Annotated in this window: 21 protein-coding genes; all 21 read left to right on the top strand. The window is 30.0% G+C overall.

What is annotated here, in order from left to right; translation table 11 throughout:
- The first annotated feature begins 22 nt into the window (after nucleotides 1-22).
- The 21 genes from SFBMNL_RS04535 (at nucleotide 23) to SFBMNL_RS04435 (ending at nucleotide 22564) form a co-directional block, all read left to right on the top strand.
- Nucleotides 23-862, top strand: a complete 840-nt coding sequence (locus SFBMNL_RS04535) for a DHH family phosphoesterase (RefSeq protein WP_005806103.1) — start codon at nucleotides 23-25, stop codon at nucleotides 860-862.
- Nucleotides 853-1371, top strand: coding sequence for an adenine phosphoribosyltransferase (locus tag SFBMNL_RS04530; protein ID WP_005806105.1), 519 nt, complete (start codon nucleotides 853-855; stop codon nucleotides 1369-1371). Before SFBMNL_RS04535 ends, SFBMNL_RS04530 begins: the two co-directional genes overlap by 10 nt.
- A gap of 132 nt (nucleotides 1372-1503) precedes the next feature.
- Complete coding sequence (locus SFBMNL_RS04525) at nucleotides 1504-3669, top strand: RelA/SpoT family protein (protein ID WP_042294673.1); 2166 nt, start codon at nucleotides 1504-1506, stop codon at nucleotides 3667-3669.
- A 61-nt stretch (nucleotides 3670-3730) separates the two neighbouring features.
- Nucleotides 3731-4369: an MBL fold metallo-hydrolase gene (locus tag SFBMNL_RS04520; RefSeq protein WP_052341897.1), complete on the top strand. Its 639-nt coding sequence runs from the start codon at nucleotides 3731-3733 to the stop codon at nucleotides 4367-4369.
- Nucleotides 4362-5621 (top strand): histidine--tRNA ligase, encoded by a 1260-nt coding sequence (gene hisS / locus SFBMNL_RS04515; RefSeq protein WP_007439860.1) that lies wholly within the window; start codon nucleotides 4362-4364, stop codon nucleotides 5619-5621. The genes SFBMNL_RS04520 and hisS overlap by 8 nt, the downstream gene beginning before the upstream one ends.
- Before the next feature lie 15 nt (nucleotides 5622-5636).
- Nucleotides 5637-7403, top strand: coding sequence for an aspartate--tRNA ligase (gene aspS, locus SFBMNL_RS04510; protein WP_005806111.1), 1767 nt, complete (start codon nucleotides 5637-5639; stop codon nucleotides 7401-7403).
- 109 nt (nucleotides 7404-7512) lie between these two features.
- Nucleotides 7513-8733 carry a serine hydroxymethyltransferase gene (gene glyA, locus SFBMNL_RS04505; RefSeq protein ID WP_042294672.1) on the top strand — a complete coding sequence of 407 codons (1221 nt, stop codon included), beginning with the start codon at nucleotides 7513-7515 and terminating at the stop codon, nucleotides 8731-8733.
- Between the two features lie 87 nt (nucleotides 8734-8820).
- The gene (locus tag SFBMNL_RS04500; RefSeq protein WP_005806114.1) at nucleotides 8821-9798 is read left to right on the top strand and encodes a beta-ketoacyl-ACP synthase III; all 978 of its coding nucleotides are present in this window, start codon (nucleotides 8821-8823) and stop codon (nucleotides 9796-9798) included.
- A gap of 24 nt (nucleotides 9799-9822) precedes the next feature.
- Nucleotides 9823-10764, top strand: a complete 942-nt coding sequence (fabD, locus tag SFBMNL_RS04495) for an ACP S-malonyltransferase (protein ID WP_042294671.1) — start codon at nucleotides 9823-9825, stop codon at nucleotides 10762-10764.
- Between the two features lie 2 nt (nucleotides 10765-10766).
- Nucleotides 10767-11507, top strand: coding sequence for a 3-oxoacyl-[acyl-carrier-protein] reductase (gene fabG / locus SFBMNL_RS04490; protein ID WP_042294670.1), 741 nt, complete (start codon nucleotides 10767-10769; stop codon nucleotides 11505-11507).
- 13 nt (nucleotides 11508-11520) lie between these two features.
- Nucleotides 11521-12759 carry a beta-ketoacyl-ACP synthase II gene (fabF, locus tag SFBMNL_RS04485; RefSeq protein WP_042294669.1) on the top strand — a complete coding sequence of 413 codons (1239 nt, stop codon included), beginning with the start codon at nucleotides 11521-11523 and terminating at the stop codon, nucleotides 12757-12759.
- A 3-nt stretch (nucleotides 12760-12762) separates the two neighbouring features.
- Nucleotides 12763-13260: an acetyl-CoA carboxylase biotin carboxyl carrier protein gene (gene accB, locus SFBMNL_RS04480; RefSeq protein WP_042294668.1), complete on the top strand. Its 498-nt coding sequence runs from the start codon at nucleotides 12763-12765 to the stop codon at nucleotides 13258-13260.
- Nucleotides 13261-13278: 18 nt separating this feature from the next.
- Nucleotides 13279-13707 (top strand): 3-hydroxyacyl-ACP dehydratase FabZ, encoded by a 429-nt coding sequence (gene fabZ, locus SFBMNL_RS04475; RefSeq protein ID WP_081832580.1) that lies wholly within the window; start codon nucleotides 13279-13281, stop codon nucleotides 13705-13707.
- Nucleotides 13708-13720: 13 nt separating this feature from the next.
- Nucleotides 13721-15067, top strand: coding sequence for an acetyl-CoA carboxylase biotin carboxylase subunit (locus SFBMNL_RS04470; RefSeq protein ID WP_042294667.1), 1347 nt, complete (start codon nucleotides 13721-13723; stop codon nucleotides 15065-15067).
- Nucleotides 15067-15933, top strand: a complete 867-nt coding sequence (accD, locus tag SFBMNL_RS04465; protein ID WP_005806127.1) for an acetyl-CoA carboxylase, carboxyltransferase subunit beta — start codon at nucleotides 15067-15069, stop codon at nucleotides 15931-15933. Before SFBMNL_RS04470 ends, accD begins: the two co-directional genes overlap by 1 nt.
- Entirely contained in the window at nucleotides 15926-16732 is an 807-nt protein-coding gene (locus tag SFBMNL_RS04460; RefSeq protein ID WP_042294666.1) for an acetyl-CoA carboxylase carboxyltransferase subunit alpha, read from the top strand. The genes accD and SFBMNL_RS04460 overlap by 8 nt, the downstream gene beginning before the upstream one ends.
- Nucleotides 16733-16859: 127 nt before the next feature.
- A complete protein-coding gene (locus tag SFBMNL_RS04455; RefSeq protein ID WP_005806132.1) occupies nucleotides 16860-17306 on the top strand; it encodes an RrF2 family transcriptional regulator in 447 nt (148 codons plus the stop codon).
- Nucleotides 17299-18444, top strand: coding sequence for a cysteine desulfurase family protein (locus tag SFBMNL_RS04450; protein WP_042294665.1), 1146 nt, complete (start codon nucleotides 17299-17301; stop codon nucleotides 18442-18444). The genes SFBMNL_RS04455 and SFBMNL_RS04450 overlap by 8 nt, the downstream gene beginning before the upstream one ends.
- A 24-nt stretch (nucleotides 18445-18468) precedes the next feature.
- Entirely contained in the window at nucleotides 18469-19542 is a 1074-nt protein-coding gene (gene mnmA / locus SFBMNL_RS04445) for a tRNA 2-thiouridine(34) synthase MnmA (RefSeq protein ID WP_042294664.1), read from the top strand.
- 43 nt (nucleotides 19543-19585) lie between these two features.
- Nucleotides 19586-22219 carry an alanine--tRNA ligase gene (gene alaS, locus SFBMNL_RS04440; RefSeq protein WP_041568918.1) on the top strand — a complete coding sequence of 878 codons (2634 nt, stop codon included), beginning with the start codon at nucleotides 19586-19588 and terminating at the stop codon, nucleotides 22217-22219.
- 69 nt (nucleotides 22220-22288) lie between these two features.
- A complete protein-coding gene (locus SFBMNL_RS04435; protein WP_005806140.1) occupies nucleotides 22289-22564 on the top strand; it encodes an IreB family regulatory phosphoprotein in 276 nt (91 codons plus the stop codon).
- The last annotated feature ends 47 nt before the right edge of the window (nucleotides 22565-22611 follow it).

The following is a 22611-nucleotide window of genomic DNA, read 5'->3' as shown; positions in this document are numbered from 1 at the left end:
AATGATTTGGAGGATTATATTTATGGTAGATTATCGTAATCTTGTTTTGGAAAAGGGATATATTGGTGATAATTATAATCCTTTTGAAATTAATGGTATCAAAGAAGTAATTGATATAATTGATGATGTGATTAGTAAGCATACTAATATATTGATTTATGCTCCAGGAACATTGGATGGTGTATTATCTACATCTATTTTGATGTTAGCATTGAGGTATTTGAAATTGAATGTGTATCATTATATTTATGATGATGATCAAGAGTTTGATATAGATGGATTTAATGAACACATCGAACTTATGAGAGTAGATATAGTATTTTCATTAAATAAGATTATAGAAATAGATTCACCTATAAAGATTATAAATATTTCCAATAAAGAGAAAGATACAGTAAATTCTTCAAAATATATACTAATAAACCCATATTCAGATGATTGTGTATATTCATTTAAGGATTTAACACTACCAGCTTTAACTTATAAAATTTTGGAGGGCATAAGTAGATTTTATAATTTGAAAAGTATGGTTAAGTTTTTGGATTTAGTTTTTATAAGTTTATTTAATGACAATGTTAAGGTATATGGTGAGAATTATAAACTTTTAAAAGAAGGATCGTATTTTTTGAAAAATACTAAGAATTATGGATTGCGTGAGTTAGTTAAAATTAGTTCTAATAATATAACTATTAACGAGTTAATTAATTTTATTGACCCCGAGTATATAAATAAAAATAAAGTTACAAATGCTAGATTAATAGTTGAATTGCTTACAGTATCAAATTCTCTAAAGGCTAATCAAATTTGTAAGTATCTAATTAAAGAGGTAAATTGTAAATTGGAGGAAAAATCATGGATTTGAAGGAAAGTATAAGAATTATCGAAGATTTTCCTAAAAAAGGAATAAGCTTTAAGGATATAACAACTATTATACAGGATGGTAAGATATTTAGGTATGTTATAGATTTAATGGTAAGTAATTTAAAAGATAAGAAGATAGACTTAATAGTTGCTCCAGAAGCTAGAGGATTTATATTTGGAATACCTGTTGCGTATGCTTTAGGAATAGGATTTGTACCTGTAAGAAAAAAGGGTAAGCTACCTGGTGATACTATAGGAGTTAGTTATGACTTGGAATATGGGAAAGATACATTAGAGATGCACAAAGATGCGTTGAAGAATAATCCTAGAGTTGCTATAATTGATGATTTATTAGCAACAGGTGGTACAATTAAAGCTGTGGCAGAACTTGTTGAAAAAGCTGGAGGAGAAGTTGTAGAGTTAGACTTTGTCATAGAGTTGGAGAAGATTGGTGGCAGGGATATATTAAAAGGATATAATGTACATTCATTTGTAAAGTATGATGTATAGTTGTAATTCTGTAGTATATATATTATAATTGTCTAAATAAATATTGTTTGTGTTTATAAGTTAATACATATTTTCAGGGAGTTTCAATAGAATTTGATCTCCCTAAATTGCTATATTTTCAAGGGGGCTATTATGTATCAGAAATTAGAATCTATAATAAGTAGATTAAGCAGTGAAAATAGAGATTCAATAATAACAGCGTTTAATTTTGCTTTTAATGCACATATAAATCAAAAAAGAATAGATGGCGAGCCTTATATTGTACATCCTCTTGAAGTTGCGTATATTCTATCAGAAATGAATTTAGATGTAAATACTATAATAGGTGGACTTTTACATGATGTTATTGAAGATACTGAATTCACATATTCAGATATAGCGACAACTTTTGGTGAGGAGGTTGCTATTCTGGTTGAAGGTGTTTCTAAATTAGATAAAATAAATTATAAGACAAAAGAAGAAGCACAAGCGGGGAATATTAGAAAAATGTTAATGGCTATGACAAAAGATATTAGGGTTATTTTGATTAAACTCGCTGATAGGCTTCATAATATGAGAACTTTAAAATATTTATCTGAACATAAACAACAGGAGAAGTCTAAAGAAACATTAAATATATTTGTACCCTTAGCACATAGATTAGGAATAAGCAAAATAAAATGGGAATTAGAAGATTTATCTTTTAGATATTTGAATCCAGATGAATATTATAAAATAGCTAAATTGGTTTCTGAAAAAAGGGATGATAGGGAAAAGTTAACTAATAAAATAATAACGGAGTTTAAAGAAGTCTTAAGCGAATCTAATGTAAATGCTATTATTGAAGGCAGGCCCAAACATTTATATAGTATATATAAAAAATTAATTCAGAAGAATAAAACTATAGATGAAATTTTTGATTTGATAGCTATAAGAGTTATTGTTGATAATATAAAGAATTGTTATATAGCTTTAGGTTTAGCACATGAAAAGTATAATCCGATTTCTAATAAGTTTAAGGATTATATAGCAATGCCTAAGTCGAATAATTACCAATCGCTTCATACAACAGTTCTTACTAAAAGCGGGAAACCTTTTGAAATACAGATTAGGACTAAACAAATGCATAAAGTTGCAGAATTAGGAATAGCGGCACATTTTAAATATAAGGAGCAAACAGATACAAAGGATAGTTTTGATGAAAAATTTGTATGGATTAGAGAAGTTGTAGAGTGGCTTACTGAGACAAAAAATCCTACAGAAGTTATGGAAAATTTTAAAACAGATTTGATATTCCAAGAAATATTTGTTTTTACCCCTGAAGGGAAAGTTATATCTTTGCCTATTGGATCTACTCCTGTAGATTTTGCTTTTAGAATTCATACGGATGTGGGGTATAGGTGTGAAGGGGCTAGAGTTAATAAAAAAATGGTTACTTTAGATCATATACTGGAAACAGGAAACATAGTTGAGATTATTACTTCTAAGCAAATGAAAGGTCCTAGTATAGATTGGTTAGGGTTTGTTAAAAGTAATCATGCTAAAAGTAAAATACGTCAATGGTTTAATAAAATAGCTAAGGAGGACAATATAGCTAGAGGTAAATATTTATTTGAAAAGGAATGTAAGAAAAGGTCTATACGTTTAAATGATGTATATATTAATAAACTTCTAAAGTCTCTATCTGTATTTAACTTAGATGAGTTATACTTTAGTTTAGGAACAGGGAATATAACATTTCATACTGTTTTATCTAAGATAACTGATTTGTCATCAGAAAATTTCATCGATAAGAAAACTGATAAAAAAGATTACTCTAACATAGAATATAAGCAGCACCATACTTCACCTAAATCTAGTTATAAAAATGAAGTATTAATAGAGGGGCAAAGTAATTTATTAACTAAATTTGCTAAATGTTGTACTCCAGTTTGTGGAGATGATATAGTTGGATTTATAACTAGAGGTAAGGGAATAACTGTACACAGAAAAGATTGTCAAAATGCAATTAAATGTTCAGATAAAGAAAGAATTATAAATATAGAGTGGTATTATATTAATAATGGAAAATATGATGTAGATATTTGTGTGACTTTTAGAAATGTAACATCATTTATAATTGAAGACATTTCAAAAGTTGTTAAGAGTTTTAATGTATATATTAAAAGTATTAATTTTAGAGAAGTAGATTCCGAAATATCTAAGGCAGATATTAGGATTAATATTGATTCCAGAGAAAAACTTGACAAATTAATTGCTTCTTTAAGAGGGGTTAAGGGAGTATTTAACGTCTTTAGACCGAATACAAATAGTAATTAGTTATTATATATAATAATAATTAATATTAAATTTTTGATCATGCTATTTTGGAGGGCAAATTGTGAGTGGTATTAATGTTTATAGAGTTCCGTTAGGGAGTTATGAGTGTAATTGTTATTTGGTTCATAACACAGCTGATAATAATACAATCATTATTGATTGTGGGGATGGTAAAGAATTAGTTAACTACATTGAGAAAAATAATTTTAATTTAAATATAAAATATGGATTACTTACACATGGACATTTTGATCATACTATGGGAGTAGAGTATATACAACGTCATTTTAACACAACATTTTTTATGTCTCTACCAGATTTACAATCTCAATATGATGAGCCATACTTATTTACAAAATTATATAATATAAATCCTGTATACGATAATTTGATATTAAATTTTGATAGTTTTAAGGTGGAAGTAATAGCTACTCCCGGGCATACTCTCGGAAGTGTAAGTTATAGGATTGATGATTTGCTTTTTACTGGTGATACTCTTTTTAAGGGAACAATAGGAAGGACTGATTTGTATGGTGGAGATTTTAATACGATTATAGAGAGCATTAGATTTAAATTATTTAGCTTACCAGATGATACGATAGTTTATCCAGGTCATGGTGAGGAAAGTAGCATAGGAGAAGAAAAAATTAATAATAGGTTTTTAAGAGACATATTAGGAGATGAAAATTTGGATGGATAAAATTATTAAATCACCTAAGGGAACAAAGGATTGTTTGCCTTGGGAAACTTACATATGGAAATATATAGAAAACTTTTTAAGGAATAAAGCTAGAATATATGGTATTAAAGAAATAAGGACACCGATATTTGAATATACAGATTTGTTTTTAAGAGGTGTTGGTGATACAACGGACATAGTACAAAAGGAAATGTATACTTTTAATGATAAAGGAAATAGAAGTATAACGTTAAAAGCTGAGGGTACTGCTCCTACTATAAGATCGTTTATTGAACATGGTATGTATTCAAATCCTCAACCAACGAAGTTATTTTATATAACACCTGTATTTAGATATGAAAATGTGCAAAAAGGAAGATTAAGACAACATCATCAATTTGGAGTTGAGATATTTGGAACTGATTCACCTATATCTGATGCAGAGATTATAAGTATGGCATATAGTATATATGATGACCTTAATTTGAAAAATATTAAGGTATATATAAATTCTTTAGGGTGTGATGAATGTAGAAGTATTTATAACCAAAAATTTAAAAAATTCTTGGAAGGTATTAGTGAAAATTTATGTAGTATTTGCCAAGAAAGATTGAAAAAAAATCCATTAAGGATATTGGATTGTAAAAATGAAGAATGTAAAAATATGCTTTTAGAAGATGCTCCTAGTATACTTGATTACATATGTCAAACTTGCACTAAACACTTTAATGATGTTCAACTATACCTGAATATGTTTAATGTTGATTTTGAAGTAAAAAGTAGTATTGTTAGAGGATTGGATTATTATACTAGAACTGTATTTGAGATAGTAGATGAATCGAATACAACTCTATGCGGTGGAGGAAGATATAATAATTTAATAGAAGAACTTGGTGGAAAGGATTGTCCTGCTGTTGGTTTTGGAATGGGGATTGAGAGACTTTTACTATCGCTAGGTGATAATTTATATAGGTATGTAAAAGATGATAGAATTGATTTATTTGTAATTAATCATAGCGAAGAGTATAAAACTGATGCTCTAAAAATATGTAATAAATTAAGAAAATTTAATATTAAATGTGATACAGATTGTTTAAATAGAAGTTTTAAGCAACAGATGAAGTATGCTAATAAGATAAATGCTAAAAATATAGTAGTTATAGGTAGAGATGAATTGTATACTGGTATGATTAAGATAAAGAATATGGATACTAGTGAAGTAACTATTTTAAATTTAAATAATGATAAAGAGATACAAAAATATTTTTTATAAGGGGATTACACTTTTATGAAATTTGAGAAATTACATCGCACAGAATATTGTGGATTAATTGATAAACAATATTTAAATCAACGAGTAATATTAGAAGGATGGGTAAATAGAAAGAGAAATTTAGGATCCCTTATATTTGTTGATTTAAGAGATAGAGAAGGGATTGTACAGATTGTATTTAAGGAAGGTAGTCCTATATTTGACATTGGAGATTCTTTAAAGTCGGAGTATTGTATAAAGGTTGGAGGAATTGTTAAGGAGAGGGAATCAAAAAATACACAGATTAAAAATGGTGATATTGAGGTTATATGCGACAATATAGAAGTTTACTCAAAATCAGAACAATTGCCCTTTATGATTGAAGATGGTTTTGATGTTAATGATAGTTTGAAATTTAAATATAGATATATTTCCCTGAGGAATAATAAATATCAAGAAATATTTAAACTTAGAAGTGAAGCACTTAATGCATTTAGAGAATTTTTACATAATGATGGATTTATAGAAATGAGTACGCCAATATTAAATAAAAGTACACCAGAGGGAGCAAGAGATTTTTTGGTTCCTAGTAGAATTAATAATGGTAATTTTTATGCTTTGCCACAATCTCCACAAATATATAAACAATTGTTAATGGTAAGTGGATTTGATAAGTATTATCAGGTTGCTACATGTTTTAGGGATGAGGATCTTAGATCAAATAGGCAACCTGAATTTATTCAAATTGATATTGAGATGAGTTTTGTTGATGAAACAGATATTAAAAATAAAATGGAGTTACTTATCAAACATGTTTTTAATTCTACACTTAATTTAAATATTGTAGATAAATTTATTGAGTTAGGTTATGATGAATGCATGGAAAAATATGGAACAGATAAGCCGGATTTGAGATTTGATATGGAAATTATAGATGTTAAACATGATTTTATTAATTCAGAATTTTTAATGTTTAAAGAGTGTATAGAAAATAATTTGGAAATTAGAGCTATAAAAGCTGAAAATGTTGATTTTACAAGGAAACAATTAGATACTCTTAATTGTTTTGTTAAAGATCATTTTAATGCTAAAGGATTAATCTATATAAGGTATAAAGAAGATCAAGTGATATCTTCAATAAATAAATTTTTAAGTGATGAGGATAAAATTAAAATTGTAGGAAAATATAAATTGAAAAATAATGATTGTTTATTTATAATTCCAGGGGTAAAGAAAACTGTATTAGGTGCGTTAGGCGCATTAAGAATTGAGCTTGCAAATATGTTAGGGATACTTAATAATAATACGGAGTTTAAGTTTTTATGGGTAAAAGATTTTCCATTATATGAATATAGCGAAGAAGATGGCAGATATTATGCTTCTCATCATCCGTTTACTATGCCTAATGAAGATGATATTAAATATTTTGATACCAAAGAATATTCTAAGATTAGAGCTAAAGCTTATGATTTGGTTTTAAATGGTGAAGAAATTGGAGGTGGTAGTATAAGAATACATAATGACTTAGTTCAAAATAAAATGTTTGAAGCATTGGGTATGTCAGATTGTGAGATAAATGAAAAATTTGGTTTTTTTGTAGAGGCTTTGAAATATGGGACTCCACCACATGGAGGAATTGCTTTTGGTCTTGATAGGATTGTCATGTTTTTAGCTAATGTTATTGACATAAAAGATGTTATGGCTTTTCCAAAGAATAAGAAAGCGGAGTGTTTGTTATCAAATGCACCTAGTAGAGTTGGCGATATTCAACTACATGAACTAGGGATATATATAAAAGAATAAAGTTTATAAATTTATTGAATAGAATGCTATGTTTAATGTAATTGCTTTAATAAAGTGATATGTTAGCATAGCATTTATTTTTTATAACAAAATATGGGAGATGATATTAATGATAATAGATAGAGAAATAGCTAATTTGATTTTAGATGAACAAGATAGGCAAATTAATAATATAGAACTTATTGCATCTGAAAATTTTGTTAGCAATGATGTTTTACATGCTATGGGAACAATTTTAACGAATAAATATGCTGAAGGTTATCCAAATAAAAGATATTATGGTGGATGTGAAGTTGTAGATAAGATTGAAAGTCTAGCTATAGAGAGAATGAAATTATTGTTTGATGCTGAACATGTAAATGTACAGCCACATTCTGGATCACAAGCTAATATGGCTGTTTATTCTTCAGTTTTGAAACATAATGATACCATTTTATCTATGGACTTAAGTCATGGTGGACATTTAACTCATGGAAGTTCAGTTAATTTTTCTGGTAAAACTTATAATTTTAAGTTTTATGGTGTGAATAGGGGAACAGGAGTTATAGATTATGATGAAGTTGAATCCTTAGCTTTAAAAGTTAGACCTAGGTTGATTGTTTGTGGTTATAGTGCTTATGCTAGGAAAATTGATTTTAAAAGGTTTAGAGAAATTTGTGATGCTGTTGGAGCTTATATGATGGTTGATATGGCACACATAGCTGGTCTTATAGCAGGTGGTGTTCATGAAAATCCAACAATATATGCAGATTTTGTTACAACTACAACACATAAGACTTTACGTGGTCCGCGTGGTGGTGCAATACTTTGTAAAAAGGAATATGGTGAAAAAGTAGATAAGTCTATATTTCCTGGAATTCAGGGAGGTCCGTTAATTCATGTGATTGCAGCTAAAGCGGTTTGTTTTAAAGAGGCTATGAGTGATAATTTTAAGGAATATACAAAAAATATAATTAAGAATTCACAAAGATTAGCTGAGGAATTAAAAGAGAGAGATTTTAAACTAGTATCTGATGGAACAGATAATCATTTAATTTTGATTGATTTAACAAATAAAGATATAACAGGGAAAGAATGTGAGAAACTATTAGATAATGTAGGGATTACCGTTAATAAAAATTGTATACCATTTGACACACAGGGGGCATTGATTACAAGTGGTATAAGAATTGGTACTGCGGCGATTACGACAAGAGGGTTTAGTGAACATGAAATGCCATTAATAGCAGACATAATAGATGGTGTAATCGAAAGCAAAGGAAATAATGTTGAAAATTTTAGAAAACGTGTTAAAAATATTACAAAACATTTTCCACTATTTAGATATTAATTTTAAATGTAAAAATTTGGGAGAGTTGACATGAATTTTATAATGTAATATACTAAAAATGCTAATTACAATCTGAGGAGATTTTAAATGAGTTATATACGTAATTGCATTTTGGGTATGGGTATGTATGTTCCTGATAAAATTTTAACCAATAATGATTTAGAAAAAATGGTTGATACAAGTGATGAATGGATATATAGTAGAACAGGTATAAGAGAGAGGCGTATTTCTACAGAAAATACATCTGTATTAGGGATTAGAGCAGTAGAAAATTTATTAAATAAAATAAATAAGGATCCTAAAGATATAGACCTTATTATTTTTTGTACTATTACTCCAGATAATAATACACCTTCATGTGCGTGTTTAGTTCAAAAAAGTATTGGTGCTTTAAATGCTACAGCTTTTGATTTGAATGCAGCATGCACAGGTTTTATTTATGGTATTGTTGTGACTGATTCTCTTTTGAGCAGTGGAAAATATAGAAATGCTATTGTAATAGGAAGTGAAGTGCTATCGAAAATTATAGATTGGAAAGACAGGAATACCTGTGTATTATTTGGAGATGGTGCAGGTGCTATCTATATCGAGCGCTCCGAGAATGGGTCTGCTATTATTGATACATATACGAGATCAGTTGGAGAAAAATCAGATTCTTTAATATCTAAGGCTATTCCTTTATCTAATTTTATGATGGATAGAGAGTTGGACATAGATTTTAGTATACATATGGATGGTAGAGAAGTATTTAAATTTGCGGTTTCATCTATGGTTGAAGGAATTGATGTATTACTTAAAAATAATGATATTTCTATAGGTGATATTAAGTTTATTGTTCCACATCAGGCTAATAAAAGAATAATAGAAGCAGCTGCTAAACGTTTAAAAGTTGATGTAGATAAGTTTTTTACTAATTTAGGTAAATATGGTAATACTTCAGCTGCAAGTATTGCAATTGCACTTAGTGAATTAGGAAATTCTTGTTCTTTATCTAAGGGAGATTTAGTTATACTTGTTGGTTTTGGTGGTGGACTTACTTACGGTTCAGTATTAATTAAATGGTAATTAGTAACATAGGAGAAATAGGTAATGAAGAATGTAGCATTTATGTTTCCTGGTCAAGGATCCCAATATGTTGGTATGGGAAAATATTTTTATGAAAATTTTAGTGAATCGAGAATAGTTTTTGAGAAAACTAACGAAATTTTAGGATTTTCTATTTCTGATAAAATATTTAATGGAAGTATGGATGAAATAAGCGATACAAAAATAACGCAACCATCTATACTGGCAGTTAGTATTGCCATAATGGAGGCTTTGAAGGGTTTAGTAGATATAAGACCAGCTTGTACTGCTGGCTTGAGTCTAGGAGAGTATTCAGCACTTGTATGTTCTGGTATCTTAGATTTCGATAAATCAATTCCATTAGTTAACAAAAGAGCAGATTTTATGGTTAATTCTTTGGATGGAAATTCATATGGTATGACGGCAGTCATTGGATTAAATAAGGATAAAATATTGCAAGTTATAGATGATGTTAAGTCTTATGGACATTTGGAAATTGCAAATTATAATTGTCCTTCTCAAATCGTTGTTTCTGGTGAGGCTTCTGCACTTGATATAGCGGATGAGATGTTTAAGAAAAGAGGAGCTTTGAGAAGTGTAAGACTTCCAATTAAATCTCCATTTCATACAAGCTTTCTTAAGGAGGCTGCATTGAAATTCAAAAAAGAATTAGAAAACACAGAATTTAACATAGAGTTTAATATTCCTGTCATATCAAATGTTACGGCAGATAAGATGGATAGAAATAGAATTTGTGAATTATTGTCCAATCAGATTATGAGTTCTGTTCTTTGGGAAGATAGTATATTGAAAATTATTGAAATGGGAATTGATACTTTTGTTGAAATAGGACCGGGGAGAAGTTTATCAAGTTTTGTTAAGAAAATAGATAGAAGAGTAACGGTATTAAATATTGAAGATGAATCATCTTTGAACAAATCTTTAAAAGTTTTGAGTGGGGTGTAAGCATGCTTAAAGATAAAGTTGCTATTGTTACGGGAGCATCTAGAGGGATTGGTAAGTCTATAGCTATTAATTTTGCAAGGCAAGGATCTAAAGTAGTTTTAAACTATAGAAGTGATGATAATGGTGCAGAAACAACAAAACAAGAGATTGAACAAAACGGTGGAGTTGCAATATTACATAAAGGTGATGTGAGTGATTTTTATGTAGCAGAGGAATTGATGAATTTCTGTAAGGAAAAGTTTTCGAGAATTGATATTCTGGTTAATAATGCTGGTATAACAAGGGATGCACTTGTTATGAGGATGAAAGAAGAAGATTTTGATAGTGTAATTAATGTGAATTTAAAAGGATCGTTTAATTGTGCTAAGCATGCATCAAGTATTATGCTTAGACAAAAGAGTGGTAAAATTATAAATATTAGTTCAGTAATAGGGATTATTGGAAATGCTGGACAAGTTAATTATGCTGCTTCTAAAGCTGGAATAATAGGTATGACTAAATCTTTAGCTAAAGAATTAGGTTCAAGAGGTATAAATGTTAATGCTATAGCTCCAGGATTTATAGAAACTGATATGACAGATGTATTAGGTGATAATGTCAAAGAAACTATTTTATCTCATATACCATTAAAAAAAATGGGTAAAACCGAAGATGTATCAAATTTAGCAGTGTTTTTGGCTAGTAATATGTCTGATTATATAACAGGTCAAGTTATAACTGTAGATGGCGGAATGGTGATGTAGGAGGAAGTTCTTTATGGATAATAGAGTTGTTGTTACAGGTATGGGAGCCATTACACCCATAGGAAATGATGTATTAGAGTTTTGGAAGAATGCAAAAGAAGGCGTTATTGGAATAGAAGCAATAGGAGATAAAATTATTGGTAATGATAAAGTGAAGGTAATAGCCCCAATAAAGAATTTTGATGTATCTAATAGACTTAATGCAAAAGAATGTTCAAGATTGGATCCATACTCTACATTTGCATTATACGCAGCAGAAGAAGCTATTCAAAATTCTAAGTTAGATTTGGAAAGTATTGATAGAGATAGATTTGGAGTTATTGTTGGATCGGGAGTTGGTGGATTCAATACTTTAGAAGAAGTTATAAATAAGTTAAAAAAAACTGATTCTGTTAGATTATCTCCATTGACTATACCCAAGTTAATTATAAATATGGCTGCTGGGAATATCGCTATTAAATATGGAGCTAGGGGTGAAAGTAAGTCCGTTGTTACTGCATGTGCTACATCAACGCATTCAGTTGGAGATGCGTATAGATTATTAAAACATGGATATTTGGATATTTGTATAACTGGTGGGAGTGAGTCTGCAATAACTAGCTTGGCTTTAGGTGGTTTTACAGCACTTACAGCTTTAAACACGACAGATAATCCAGAACGTGCATCGATACCTTTTGATAAAGAAAGAAATGGATTTGTTATGGGAGAAGGAGCAGGTATATTAATATTGGAAACTTTAGAAAGTGCACAGAAAAGAGGAGCTTATATTTATGCTGAGATAGTTGGATATTCTTCTACTACTGATGCGTATCATATTACTGCTCCTATGCCAGATGGTAAGATGAGTGCTAAAGCTATGCAAAATGTTTTAGATGAAGCAGGAATATCTTATGATCAGGTTGATTATATAAATGCTCATGGAACAAGTACGAAGATGAATGATGCTGTTGAGACTATTGCTATTAAGGAAGTTTTTAAGGAGCATGCATATAACCTTAAGATAAGTTCAACAAAATCTATGACTGGACATCTTTTAGGAGCTTCAGGGGCTGTTGAAGCTATAGCTTGTGTAAAATCTTGTGAAGAGGATTTTATACATCCAACGGCTAGCTATTTAGTTAAAGATGAAGAATGTGATTTAAATTATGTTCCTAATAAAGGTATTAAAAAAGAAGTGAATTACGCAATGTCTAATTCTTTGGGTTTTGGTGGCCATAATGCTGTGTTGCTTTTCAAGAAATGGAGGGGTTAAAGAATGATATCGTTTAAAGAAATAATGGAATTGATAGACAAGATAAATAATTCTAGCCTTTCTTTGATGGAAATAAATTATCAAGATTTATATTTAAAACTTGATAAAGAATCAAATCGTTTAGATAGCGTCTCAACCAATCAAATTACTAAACCTAATTTTAATAATAATATTAGATCTGAAAATGACATCAATAGTGTAATTGATAACTTATCAAATAATTCATCAAATGATGTTAAGGAAGAGGTTTCTGAAGAAAATATAGAGTACATAACTTCTCCTATGGTTGGAACCGTTTATTTGGCATCCTCTCCAGAGAAACAGCCTTATATTTCTGTAGGACAGGGTATATCATGTGGTGATACTGTATGTATAGTAGAGGCGATGAAACTGATGAATGAAATTGAAAGTGAATTTTCAGGAACAGTTATAGAAATTTTGGTTAAAAATGCACAAATGGTAGAATTTGGACAAAAACTATTTAAGATTAAAAAGAATTAATAGAAGGTGAATTTCTAAATGAAAAAAGTGTTGGATATAACAGAAATATTGAAGATTATTCCGCATCGATACCCATTTCTACTTATAGATAAAATAATAGATATGACAGAGAAAACCGTTACTGCAATAAAAAACGTTACTTTTAATGAAAATTTTTTTCAAGGGCATTTTCCAGATCAACCTGTGATGCCAGGGGTATTAATCTTGGAAGCATTGGCTCAGACAGGTGCGGCAGCTATACTTGCAATTGAAGAAAATAGAGGAAAGATTGCATTTTTTGCTGGAGCAGATAAGATAAAATTTAGAAAAATTGTTGTTCCGGGGGATGTTTTGGAACTTAAGTGCGAAATTTTAAAAATGAGGTCTAGTTTTGGAAAAGCAGAGGCTGTTGCTAAAGTAGATGGTGAAATTGCTTGTGAGGCAGAAATAATGTTTGCTATTAAGTAGTTAGGAGATTTTTATGATAAACAAGATTTTGATTGCAAATAGAGGAGAGATAGCTGTAAGGATAATAAGGGCATGTAAAGAATTGGGCATAGTGTCCGTGGCTGTCTATTCAGAGGCTGATAAGGAAGCATTACATACTCAACTTGCTGATGAAGCTATTTGTATAGGTCCAAACTCTGCTAGGGATTCTTATTTAAATATACCCAATATTTTGGAGGCTACATCATTAAGTGGTGCAGAAGCTATTCATCCAGGATTTGGATTTCTTTCTGAAAATTCTAAGTTTGCTAAGATGTGTAAAGATTGTAATATTATATTCATAGGCCCTACTCCAGAAACTATGGATATGATGGGTGATAAGGCAAATGCGAGAATTACAATGAAAAATCATGGTATACCTATTGTTGATGGCTATGAGGGTTTTATAAGAGATGAGAGGCATGCTCTTGAAATAGCTAAATCAGTTGGTTTTCCTGTTATGATAAAAGCTGCACTTGGTGGAGGCGGTAAAGGTATTCGAATAGTAGATAAGGAAGATGACTTCAAGGACGCATATTTAATGGCAAAGGCTGAGGCTCTTGCGTGTTTTAATAATGATGTTGTATATATAGAAAAATATGTTAGGAATCCACATCATATAGAATTTCAAGTTTTAGCAGATAATTATGGAAATGTTGTACACTTATTTGAACGTGATTGTTCAGTTCAGCGTAAGAACCAAAAAATAGTTGAAGAGGCACCTTCCGTATTTTTAAATGATGATATAAGAAGAAAAATGGGTGAGGTTGCTGTTAAGATTTGTAAAGTTGTCAACTATGTGAATGCAGGTACAATTGAATTTTTGGTTGATGATGATAAAAACTTTTATTTCATGGAAATGAATACACGCATTCAGGTTGAACATCCTATAACAGAGATGATAACAGGTATAGATTTAATAAAAGAGCAAATTAGGATTGCTGCTGGTGAGAGATTATCTTTTAATCAAAATGATTTAAAGATTAATGGTCATTCTATTGAATGTAGAATTAACGCTGAAGATGCTAAGAAAAATTTTGTTCCATGTCCAGGAAAGATAGATCAGTTGAATGTACCAGGAGGACTGGGTGTTAGATTAGATAGTGCTGTTTATCAGGGATACACAATACCTCCGTTTTATGATTCAATGATTGCTAAACTTATTGTTCATGGTAATACTAGAGATGAAGCTATAATGAAGATGAAGAGATCATTGGCTGAATTTATTATTGATGGAATTACAAGCAATATTGATTTCCATTTTGATATTTTGAATCACGAAGATTTTGCTCGAGGTAATTATAATACAGGATTTTTGAATAAGTTGGTGAATATCAAGTGATGATAATCGATTTTTTTAAGAAAAATAAGTATGTTACTGTAAGTACGATGCCTTTTGAAGAAGAGAGAAAGGTGTATATTCCAAATGATCGTTGGATTAAGTGTAATAATTGTCTGAGGATTTTATATAAGGAAGATATTCAAGACAATTTAATGGTTTGTCCTTTCTGTGAGTATCATTTTAGATTAGATCCGAGGACAAGAATTGAGTATTTGGTAGATCAAAATACCTTTGAAGAATTTGATAGTGACATGGTTAGTGTTGATCCATTAGATTTTCCTAATTATGATAAAAAACTTAAAGATGCTAAGAAAGTTTCATCAGAAAAAGATGCTGTTGTATGTGGTAAGTGTTTAATTAGTGGTTATGAAACAGTTGTTTGTATCATGAATAGTTTTTTTATGATAGGAAGTATGGGGAGTGTTGTTGGTGAAAAAATAACTCGTGCTATAGAGTATGCTATAGAGAATGGGTTACCTGTGATAATTTTTACAGCATCAGGTGGTGCAAGGATGCAGGAAGGAATATTGTCTTTAATGCAGATGGCTAAAATTAGTGGTGCTTTGAAGAGGTTATCTGATAGTGGTTTATTATATTTAACAGTAATAACTGATCCTACTACAGGTGGAGTTACGGCGAGTTTTGCTATGCTTGGTGATATAATAATTAGTGAACCGAATGCGTATATTGCATTTGCAGGTAAGAGAGTTATAGAAAAGACTATTAATGAAAGATTACCTGATAATTTCCAAAAGGCTGAATTTCTTTTAGATAAGGGTTTTATAGATAAAATAGTACATAGAAAAGATTTGAAAAATATTATAACTTACATATTAAAGGCACATAGGAGAGATGCAAATGAGTAATTTGAGTGTTTGGGATAGGGTTTTACTTGCTAGAATGCCTATGCGTCCTACGTCAAGATTCTATTTGGAAAATGTATTTGATTCATTTGAAGAATTGCATGGTGACAGATATTATTCAGATGATAGAGCTATAGTTGGAGGAATTGGATTTATAAACGATACGCCTGTGACAATAATTGCACAAATGAAGGGAGAAAATACTAAGGATAATATTTTAAGGAATTTTGGAATGCCTAGTCCTGAGGGATATCGCAAATCTCTACGATTGATGGAACAGGCAAATAAATTTAATAGGCCAATAATAACTTTTGTTGATACTCCTGGAGCGTTTTGTGGTAAACAAGCCGAAGAGAGAGGACAAGGTGAAGCTATTGCTAAAAATTTATTTGAAATGATGGGATTTACTTGTCCTATATTATCTATTGTAATATCTGAAGGTGGAAGTGGTGGAGCGTTAGGTATTTCTGTAGCTAATGAAATTTGGATGCTTGAAAATTCAATTTATTCTGTAATATCTCCAGAAGCTTGTTCTAGTATTTTATGGAAAGATTCTAGCAAATTTAAAGAGGCTTCTGAATTTTTGAAACTTACATCTTATGATTTGAAGGAATTTGGTATTGCGGACAAGATAATTGATGAGTACGGTGAAGGTGCTCATGTAACTAAAGATAAGATCGCTGAGTCTATGAGAGACGATATAATTGATTTTATTAAGAGATTCAAAAATAAGTCGAGTTGTGAAATTAAAGAAGAAAGATATCAAAAATTTAGAAAAATTAGTAAATATGGAATTGAGTAATTTTAAAAATCTAATCTGATTGTTTATTAGGATTAGATTTTTATTTTTTATATAGTTTGGTCGTGTTGACTATAAAAAATGAAATTGCTATAATTTTGAATTATTATTAAGTTTAAGGAGAATTTACATGAAAATGTCTACTAGAGGTAGATATGGAATAAAGGCAATGCTTGAGCTTGCTTTGGTTTATGATACCGGAATGATGTCTGTGCGTAGTATTGCACAAAAACAAAAGATATCTGAGCTTTATTTAGAACAATTATTTTCTATTCTTAAGAAAGCCAATCTTATTAAAAGTGTTAGAGGAGCTAAGGGAGGTTATTCATTAACAAGGACTCCTAAAGAAATTACAATTAAAGATATTATAGATGTAGTTGAAGGTCCTGTTAATATATCCGATTGTGTCGAAAAGGATTCAAGTTGTGATAATTTAGATAAATGTGCTACTCGTGTTTTGTGGGTTAGGATAAAAGATGCCATTGATAGTATTTTCTCATCAGTTACGCTTCAGGATATAATAGATGAACATAATAAATTAAATTTTATAAATATAGGGGTTAATATCGATGAATGAAAGAATTTACATGGATTATGCTTCCACAACTTTTTTAAGGGATGAAGTTATAGATACGATGAAACCATATCTTACTGAATGTTTTGGGAATCCTTCTGGAATACATGAATTCTCAAGAGTTGCAAAAAATGCAATAGAGCATTCAAGAGAAAATATTGCAAGAGTTTTAAGGTGTCAAAGAAAAGAAGTGTTTTTCACTAGTGGTGGAACAGAATCGAATAATTGGGCGATTAAAGGAGTTGCTTTTGCTAATAGAAAAAAGGGAAATCATATTATAACAACAAAGATAGAGCATCATTCTGTTTTATATACTTGTAAATATTTAGAGCAGAATGGATTTAAAGTTACATATTTGGATGTTGATTCTGATGGTATTGTTAATGTAAATGATATAAATAATGCAATTACTGATAAAACAATACTTGTTTCTATTGCTTTTGTTAATAATGAAATTGGAACAATCCAAGATATCGAGGCTATATCTGAACTTTGTCATAATAAAAATATTATTTTTCATACTGACGCGATACAAGCCATAGGTAAAATTGATATATCACTTGATAAATATGAGTTTGTAAATTTGTTATCTATATCAGGACATAAAATATATGGACCTAAGGGAATTGGAATTCTGTATATAAAAGATGGAACAAGTATTGATAATTATATACATGGTGGAAGTCAGGAAAAGGGACGTAGATCTGGTACTGAAAATGTTTATGGAATTGTTGGATTAAGCAAAGCGATTGAACTTGTGTGTGAGGATATTGATGAAGAGAATAGAAAATTAAAAGAACTTAGAGATTATATGATTGATAGAATTTTGAAGGAAATACCAAATAGTCGTATTAATGGATCACTTAAATATAGAACAAGTAATAATATAAATGTATGTTTTGAAGGAATCAAAGATGAGGGAATACTTCTTGCTCTGGATTTGAAAGGTATATGTGCGTCTAGTGGAAGTTCTTGTAACTCTGGATCTGTTAATTCGTCACATGTTCTTCAGGCAATAGGTCTTTCGTCCTTAGAAGCTCAAGGTTCTGTTAGATTTACCTTAGGAAAGAACTCGAAAAAAGAGGATGCCGATTATGTGATAGAAGAATTAAAAGATATAGTTAAGAGATATAGAAGATAATAGATTGAGTTTGGGTGATGTGTTTTGGATAAAAAGAGAGTTGTTATTGGTTTAAGTGGTGGAGTTGATAGTGCTGTTGCTGCATATCTTTTGAAAAAAGAAGGATATGAAGTTATAGGCATTATGTTGAATTTATCTCAGAATGATGAAGTTTATTTGCTTAAGGAAGGTGGATGTTGTTCACTTTCGTCAGTTCTTGATGCTCGTAAGGTTGCGGAACTTTTAGATATACCATTTTATGTTTTGAATTATAAGGATATATTTAAGGATAAGGTAGTTGATTATTTTGTTAAAGATTATATGATTGGTAATACTCCAAATCCTTGTATTGAATGTAATAGACATATAAAGTTTGGGGAATTTTTAATAGGGGCAAAGAAGTTGGGGGCTGACTATATAGCTACAGGTCATTATGCAAATATTGAAGAATTTAATGGAAAGTTTATATTGAAGAGAGGAATTGATCATAAGAAAGATCAAACATATATGCTGTATGTTCTTAATCAGGATCAACTCAAGAATATTTTAATGCCTTGTGGGAAATATACAAAGGAACAGGTTAGAGAGATTGCTAAAGAAATTGGAATGGATATACATAATAAAAAAGATAGTGAAGAAATTTGTTTTGTTCCTGATGGTAACCACGGTAATTTTATATCAAATAGAGAGAAGATTGTTAAAGGAAATTTTGTTGATAAGGATGGAAAAGTTTTAGGAGAACATAAAGGAATTGTTTATTATACAATAGGTCAGAGGAAGGGACTTAATTTGCCACTTGGGAAACCAGTATATGTTATAGGTATAAATTCCAAAACTAATGAGGTTATTATTGGTTCGGAAAAAGATCTATTTTTTAGAAATGCTATAATTGATAATGTTAATTTTGTACATATTGAAGATTTTGAAGATGGATTAGAAGTTGAGGCTAAAATTCGTTATCAAGCAAAGCTGTGTTCTGCTAAAATGTTTAGGGTTAATGATGGTAAGATAAAAATTGTTTTTGATGATCCACAGCGTGCAATGACTTGTGGTCAATCTCTAGTACTATATCAGGGTGATTTGGTTCTAGGTGGTGGAATTATGAGAAAATATTTTTAGACATAGTTCGACAGATTTTAATTAAAATGGAGTGATGTGTGTTATGAAAAAATATACTTATGATGATTTGAGAGATTTATTTGCTGAATTTTTTAAAAACAAATCACATTATGTAATGAGTAGTTTCCCTTTGGTGCCTAAAGATGATGATAGTTTATTGCTTGTTAATGCAGGAATGGCACCTTTGAAAAAGTTTTTTACGAGGGCTGCACTTCCTCCATCTAGTAGAGTTACAACGTGTCAGAAATGTATAAGGACTGGAGATATTGACAGTGTTGGCAAGACAGCAAGACATTGCACTTTTTTTGAGATGTTTGGAAATTTTTCGTTTGGAGATTATTTTAAGAGGGATGCTATAGCCTATGCTTGGGAGTTTTTAACTAAAGTTATTGGTATACCTATTGATAAGTTGTATGTAAGTGTTTATGAGGAAGATAATGAAGCTTTTGAGATTTGGGAAAAAGAAATTGGCATTGGTAGCAATAGAATTTTTAGGATCGGTAAGGAAGATAATTTTTGGGAAATTGGTGTTGGACCTTGTGGACCTTGTTCTGAGATATTTTATTCTTTCGTGGATGAGAAAATTGATTCTGTAGAAAAATTTCTAGAATTACAAGATAAAGGTGAACTTTTTGAAATATGGAATCTTGTATTCACTCAGTTTAACAAAAATGAAGATGGGGTATATGAAGCTTTAGAGTATAAAAATATTGATACTGGTATGGGGCTTGAGAGATTAGCTATCATAACTCAAGGAGTTAGTAATGTTTTTGAAACTGATCTTCTTAAATCTATAGTTGATAGTGTAAAGAATATGGCCAGTGCATTGTGTAGAGATGATCAATTAGATTATTCATCAAAAGTAATTGCTGATCATTCTCGTAGTATAACTTTTCTTATTTGTGATGGAGTAATTCCTAGTAATGAAGGTCGTGGATATGTTCTACGAAGATTAATGAGAAGAAGTATTAGACATGCAAAACTTATAGGCATTGATGGAAAATTTTTAAATGATATTGTTTGCAGAGTCATTGATAAATATAAAAATAGTTATCCTGAGTTAATTGAAAGGAAAGAATATATAAATAATATAGTTGATGTTGAGGAAGATAATTTTAGTAGGACTTTGAATAAAGGAATAGATATTTTGCTTAATAATTATGTTAAAGAATTAGAGGATAGGAACGAGTTTATTCTTTCAGGAAGTAAAGCATTCAAATTGTACGATACATATGGATTTCCTATTGAGCTTACTGAAGAAATTTTAAAAGAGAAGAATATAAAAGTTGATATTGATGGATTTGAGTTTGAGATGAAAAATCAACAAAAAATGGCTCGAGATTCTAGAAAAACTGATAATTACTTGGGGAATGATCTTGGTGTATTGAACTTAACTGAAAATTACGAGACGGAATTTGTTGGATATGAAAGTTTGAAGACTAAATCTAAAATTAAGGATTTAATAGTTGATAATAATTTTAGTGATAGTATTAAAAAAGACACTAAGGGGTTTTTGATTTCAAATGAAACACCTTTTTATCCTGAAATGGGAGGGCAAATTGGAGATATAGGTACAATAAAATCCCAAAATGGAGTTGCAAGAGTTATTTCAACTAAGAAAAATATGCAGGGGCAGATATATCATCTTGTAGAAGTTTTAGACGGAATTATTAATAAAGATGATGAAATTGAGCTTATTGTTAATGAATCTAGACGCAGGTCGATTTGTAGAAATCATACTGCTACACATTTGCTTCAAAGTGCTTTAAGACTAGTTTTGGGTAACCATGTTAAACAATCTGGGTCCTATTTAGATGATAAGAAACTTAGATTTGATTTTACCCATTTTAAGGCTCTAACTTCTGATGAAATACAACAAGTTGAAAATATAGTAAATGAATATATATATAGGCAAATAAATGTAAAAACTGAGATTATGGATATAAGATCTGCTAAAGAAAAGGGTGCAATTTCTCTATTTGATGAAAAATATGAAAATGAGGTTAGAGTACTTAGTGTAGATGATTTTAGTATAGAATTGTGTGGTGGAACACATGTTGATAATACTGGATTTATTGGTGGTTTTGTTATAATTAGTGAAAGTTCTGTATCTTCAGGAGTAAGGAGAATAGAGGCAACTACTGGAAGTAACGTGTTTGACATTGTAAAGTCTAATAGAAATATACTGAACGAAATTTCGTCTGAAATTAAGGCTTCATCAACTAATGAAATTGTAAATAAAGTTAAAAATTTGGTATTGGATATAAAAAATAAAAATAGTGAAATACTAAACTTAGTTTCAGCAATATCAAATGAAAAGCTAAAAGATATAGACAATATTATTGAGAATTGTAAAGAGAAGAATGGTATAAAGATAGTTGTTAATATATTTAATGATGTTGATATTAATAGACTTAGAGATACTTGTGCTAATATAAGAGATAAAGTAGAATGTGGAGTGTTTATGCTTGCCTCTGTGATAAATGGAAGAGCAAGTGTTGTTTGTATGGCAAGTAAAAAAGCAATTGAGTTTGGCATTGATTGTGGAAAATTGTTAAAGGAAACTTTGAAGTTGGCTGATGGAAGCGGAGGCGGTAGAAAAGATATGGCACAAGGATCTACAACGAATATCGAAAAGCTTAAGAATGCTTTTGATCAGATATATGAAATTATTTAATTGCCAAATGATAATTATTGTTATATAATTACTGTAAGACGACTCCAAAAGAGGAGGTGCGTATGGATTATGAAAAAAGATTTTACTATGTTTATAAAATATGATCGGAACTTGATTGACAACAAAGTCAGACCTGTAGATCAATTGAACACTAAAGAAATATTGGAAGAGGTTTACAATTCCTTAGAACAAAAGGGATATAAACCAATAAATCAGTTAGTAGGATATCTTATATCTGGTGATCCAACTTATATTACAAATTATAACGGTGCCAGGGCATTGATAAGTAAACTTGAGCGTGATGAGATATTAGAAGAAGTATTGAAAACTTACTTAAAAAAGTAATTAATTTTATCCAAGTTTGCGGTTAGCTTACTTGGATTTTTTTATTA

The sequence above is a fragment of the Candidatus Arthromitus sp. SFB-mouse-NL genome (genome assembly GCF_000709435.1).
GTDB lineage: Bacteria > Bacillota > Clostridia > Clostridiales > Clostridiaceae > Dwaynesavagella.
This window is presented reverse-complemented; position numbering and strand designations above follow the sequence as displayed.

What these genes read in the sequence shown, in the direction of transcription:
- fabZ (WP_081832580.1), top strand. Translation starts at nt 13,279, where the DNA reads ATGAAAAAAGTGTTGGATATAACAGAAATATTGAAGATTATTCCGCAT.
- accB (WP_042294668.1), top strand. Translation starts at nt 12,763, where the DNA reads ATGATATCGTTTAAAGAAATAATGGAATTGATAGACAAGATAAATAAT.
- alaS (WP_041568918.1), top strand. Translation starts at nt 19,586, where the DNA reads ATGAAAAAATATACTTATGATGATTTGAGAGATTTATTTGCTGAATTT.
- aspS (WP_005806111.1), top strand. Translation starts at nt 5,637, where the DNA reads ATGAAATTTGAGAAATTACATCGCACAGAATATTGTGGATTAATTGAT.
- SFBMNL_RS04535 (WP_005806103.1), top strand. Translation starts at nt 23, where the DNA reads ATGGTAGATTATCGTAATCTTGTTTTGGAAAAGGGATATATTGGTGAT.
- SFBMNL_RS04470 (WP_042294667.1), top strand. Translation starts at nt 13,721, where the DNA reads ATGATAAACAAGATTTTGATTGCAAATAGAGGAGAGATAGCTGTAAGG.
- SFBMNL_RS04530 (WP_005806105.1), top strand. Translation starts at nt 853, where the DNA reads ATGGATTTGAAGGAAAGTATAAGAATTATCGAAGATTTTCCTAAAAAA.
- SFBMNL_RS04500 (WP_005806114.1), top strand. Translation starts at nt 8,821, where the DNA reads ATGAGTTATATACGTAATTGCATTTTGGGTATGGGTATGTATGTTCCT.
- SFBMNL_RS04455 (WP_005806132.1), top strand. Translation starts at nt 16,860, where the DNA reads ATGAAAATGTCTACTAGAGGTAGATATGGAATAAAGGCAATGCTTGAG.
- hisS (WP_007439860.1), top strand. Translation starts at nt 4,362, where the DNA reads ATGGATAAAATTATTAAATCACCTAAGGGAACAAAGGATTGTTTGCCT.
- fabD (WP_042294671.1), top strand. Translation starts at nt 9,823, where the DNA reads ATGAAGAATGTAGCATTTATGTTTCCTGGTCAAGGATCCCAATATGTT.
- fabG (WP_042294670.1), top strand. Translation starts at nt 10,767, where the DNA reads ATGCTTAAAGATAAAGTTGCTATTGTTACGGGAGCATCTAGAGGGATT.
- fabF (WP_042294669.1), top strand. Translation starts at nt 11,521, where the DNA reads ATGGATAATAGAGTTGTTGTTACAGGTATGGGAGCCATTACACCCATA.
- SFBMNL_RS04450 (WP_042294665.1), top strand. Translation starts at nt 17,299, where the DNA reads ATGAATGAAAGAATTTACATGGATTATGCTTCCACAACTTTTTTAAGG.
- SFBMNL_RS04525 (WP_042294673.1), top strand. Translation starts at nt 1,504, where the DNA reads ATGTATCAGAAATTAGAATCTATAATAAGTAGATTAAGCAGTGAAAAT.
- SFBMNL_RS04435 (WP_005806140.1), top strand. Translation starts at nt 22,289, where the DNA reads ATGAAAAAAGATTTTACTATGTTTATAAAATATGATCGGAACTTGATT.
- accD (WP_005806127.1), top strand. Translation starts at nt 15,067, where the DNA reads ATGATAATCGATTTTTTTAAGAAAAATAAGTATGTTACTGTAAGTACG.
- glyA (WP_042294672.1), top strand. Translation starts at nt 7,513, where the DNA reads ATGATAATAGATAGAGAAATAGCTAATTTGATTTTAGATGAACAAGAT.
- SFBMNL_RS04460 (WP_042294666.1), top strand. Translation starts at nt 15,926, where the DNA reads ATGAGTAATTTGAGTGTTTGGGATAGGGTTTTACTTGCTAGAATGCCT.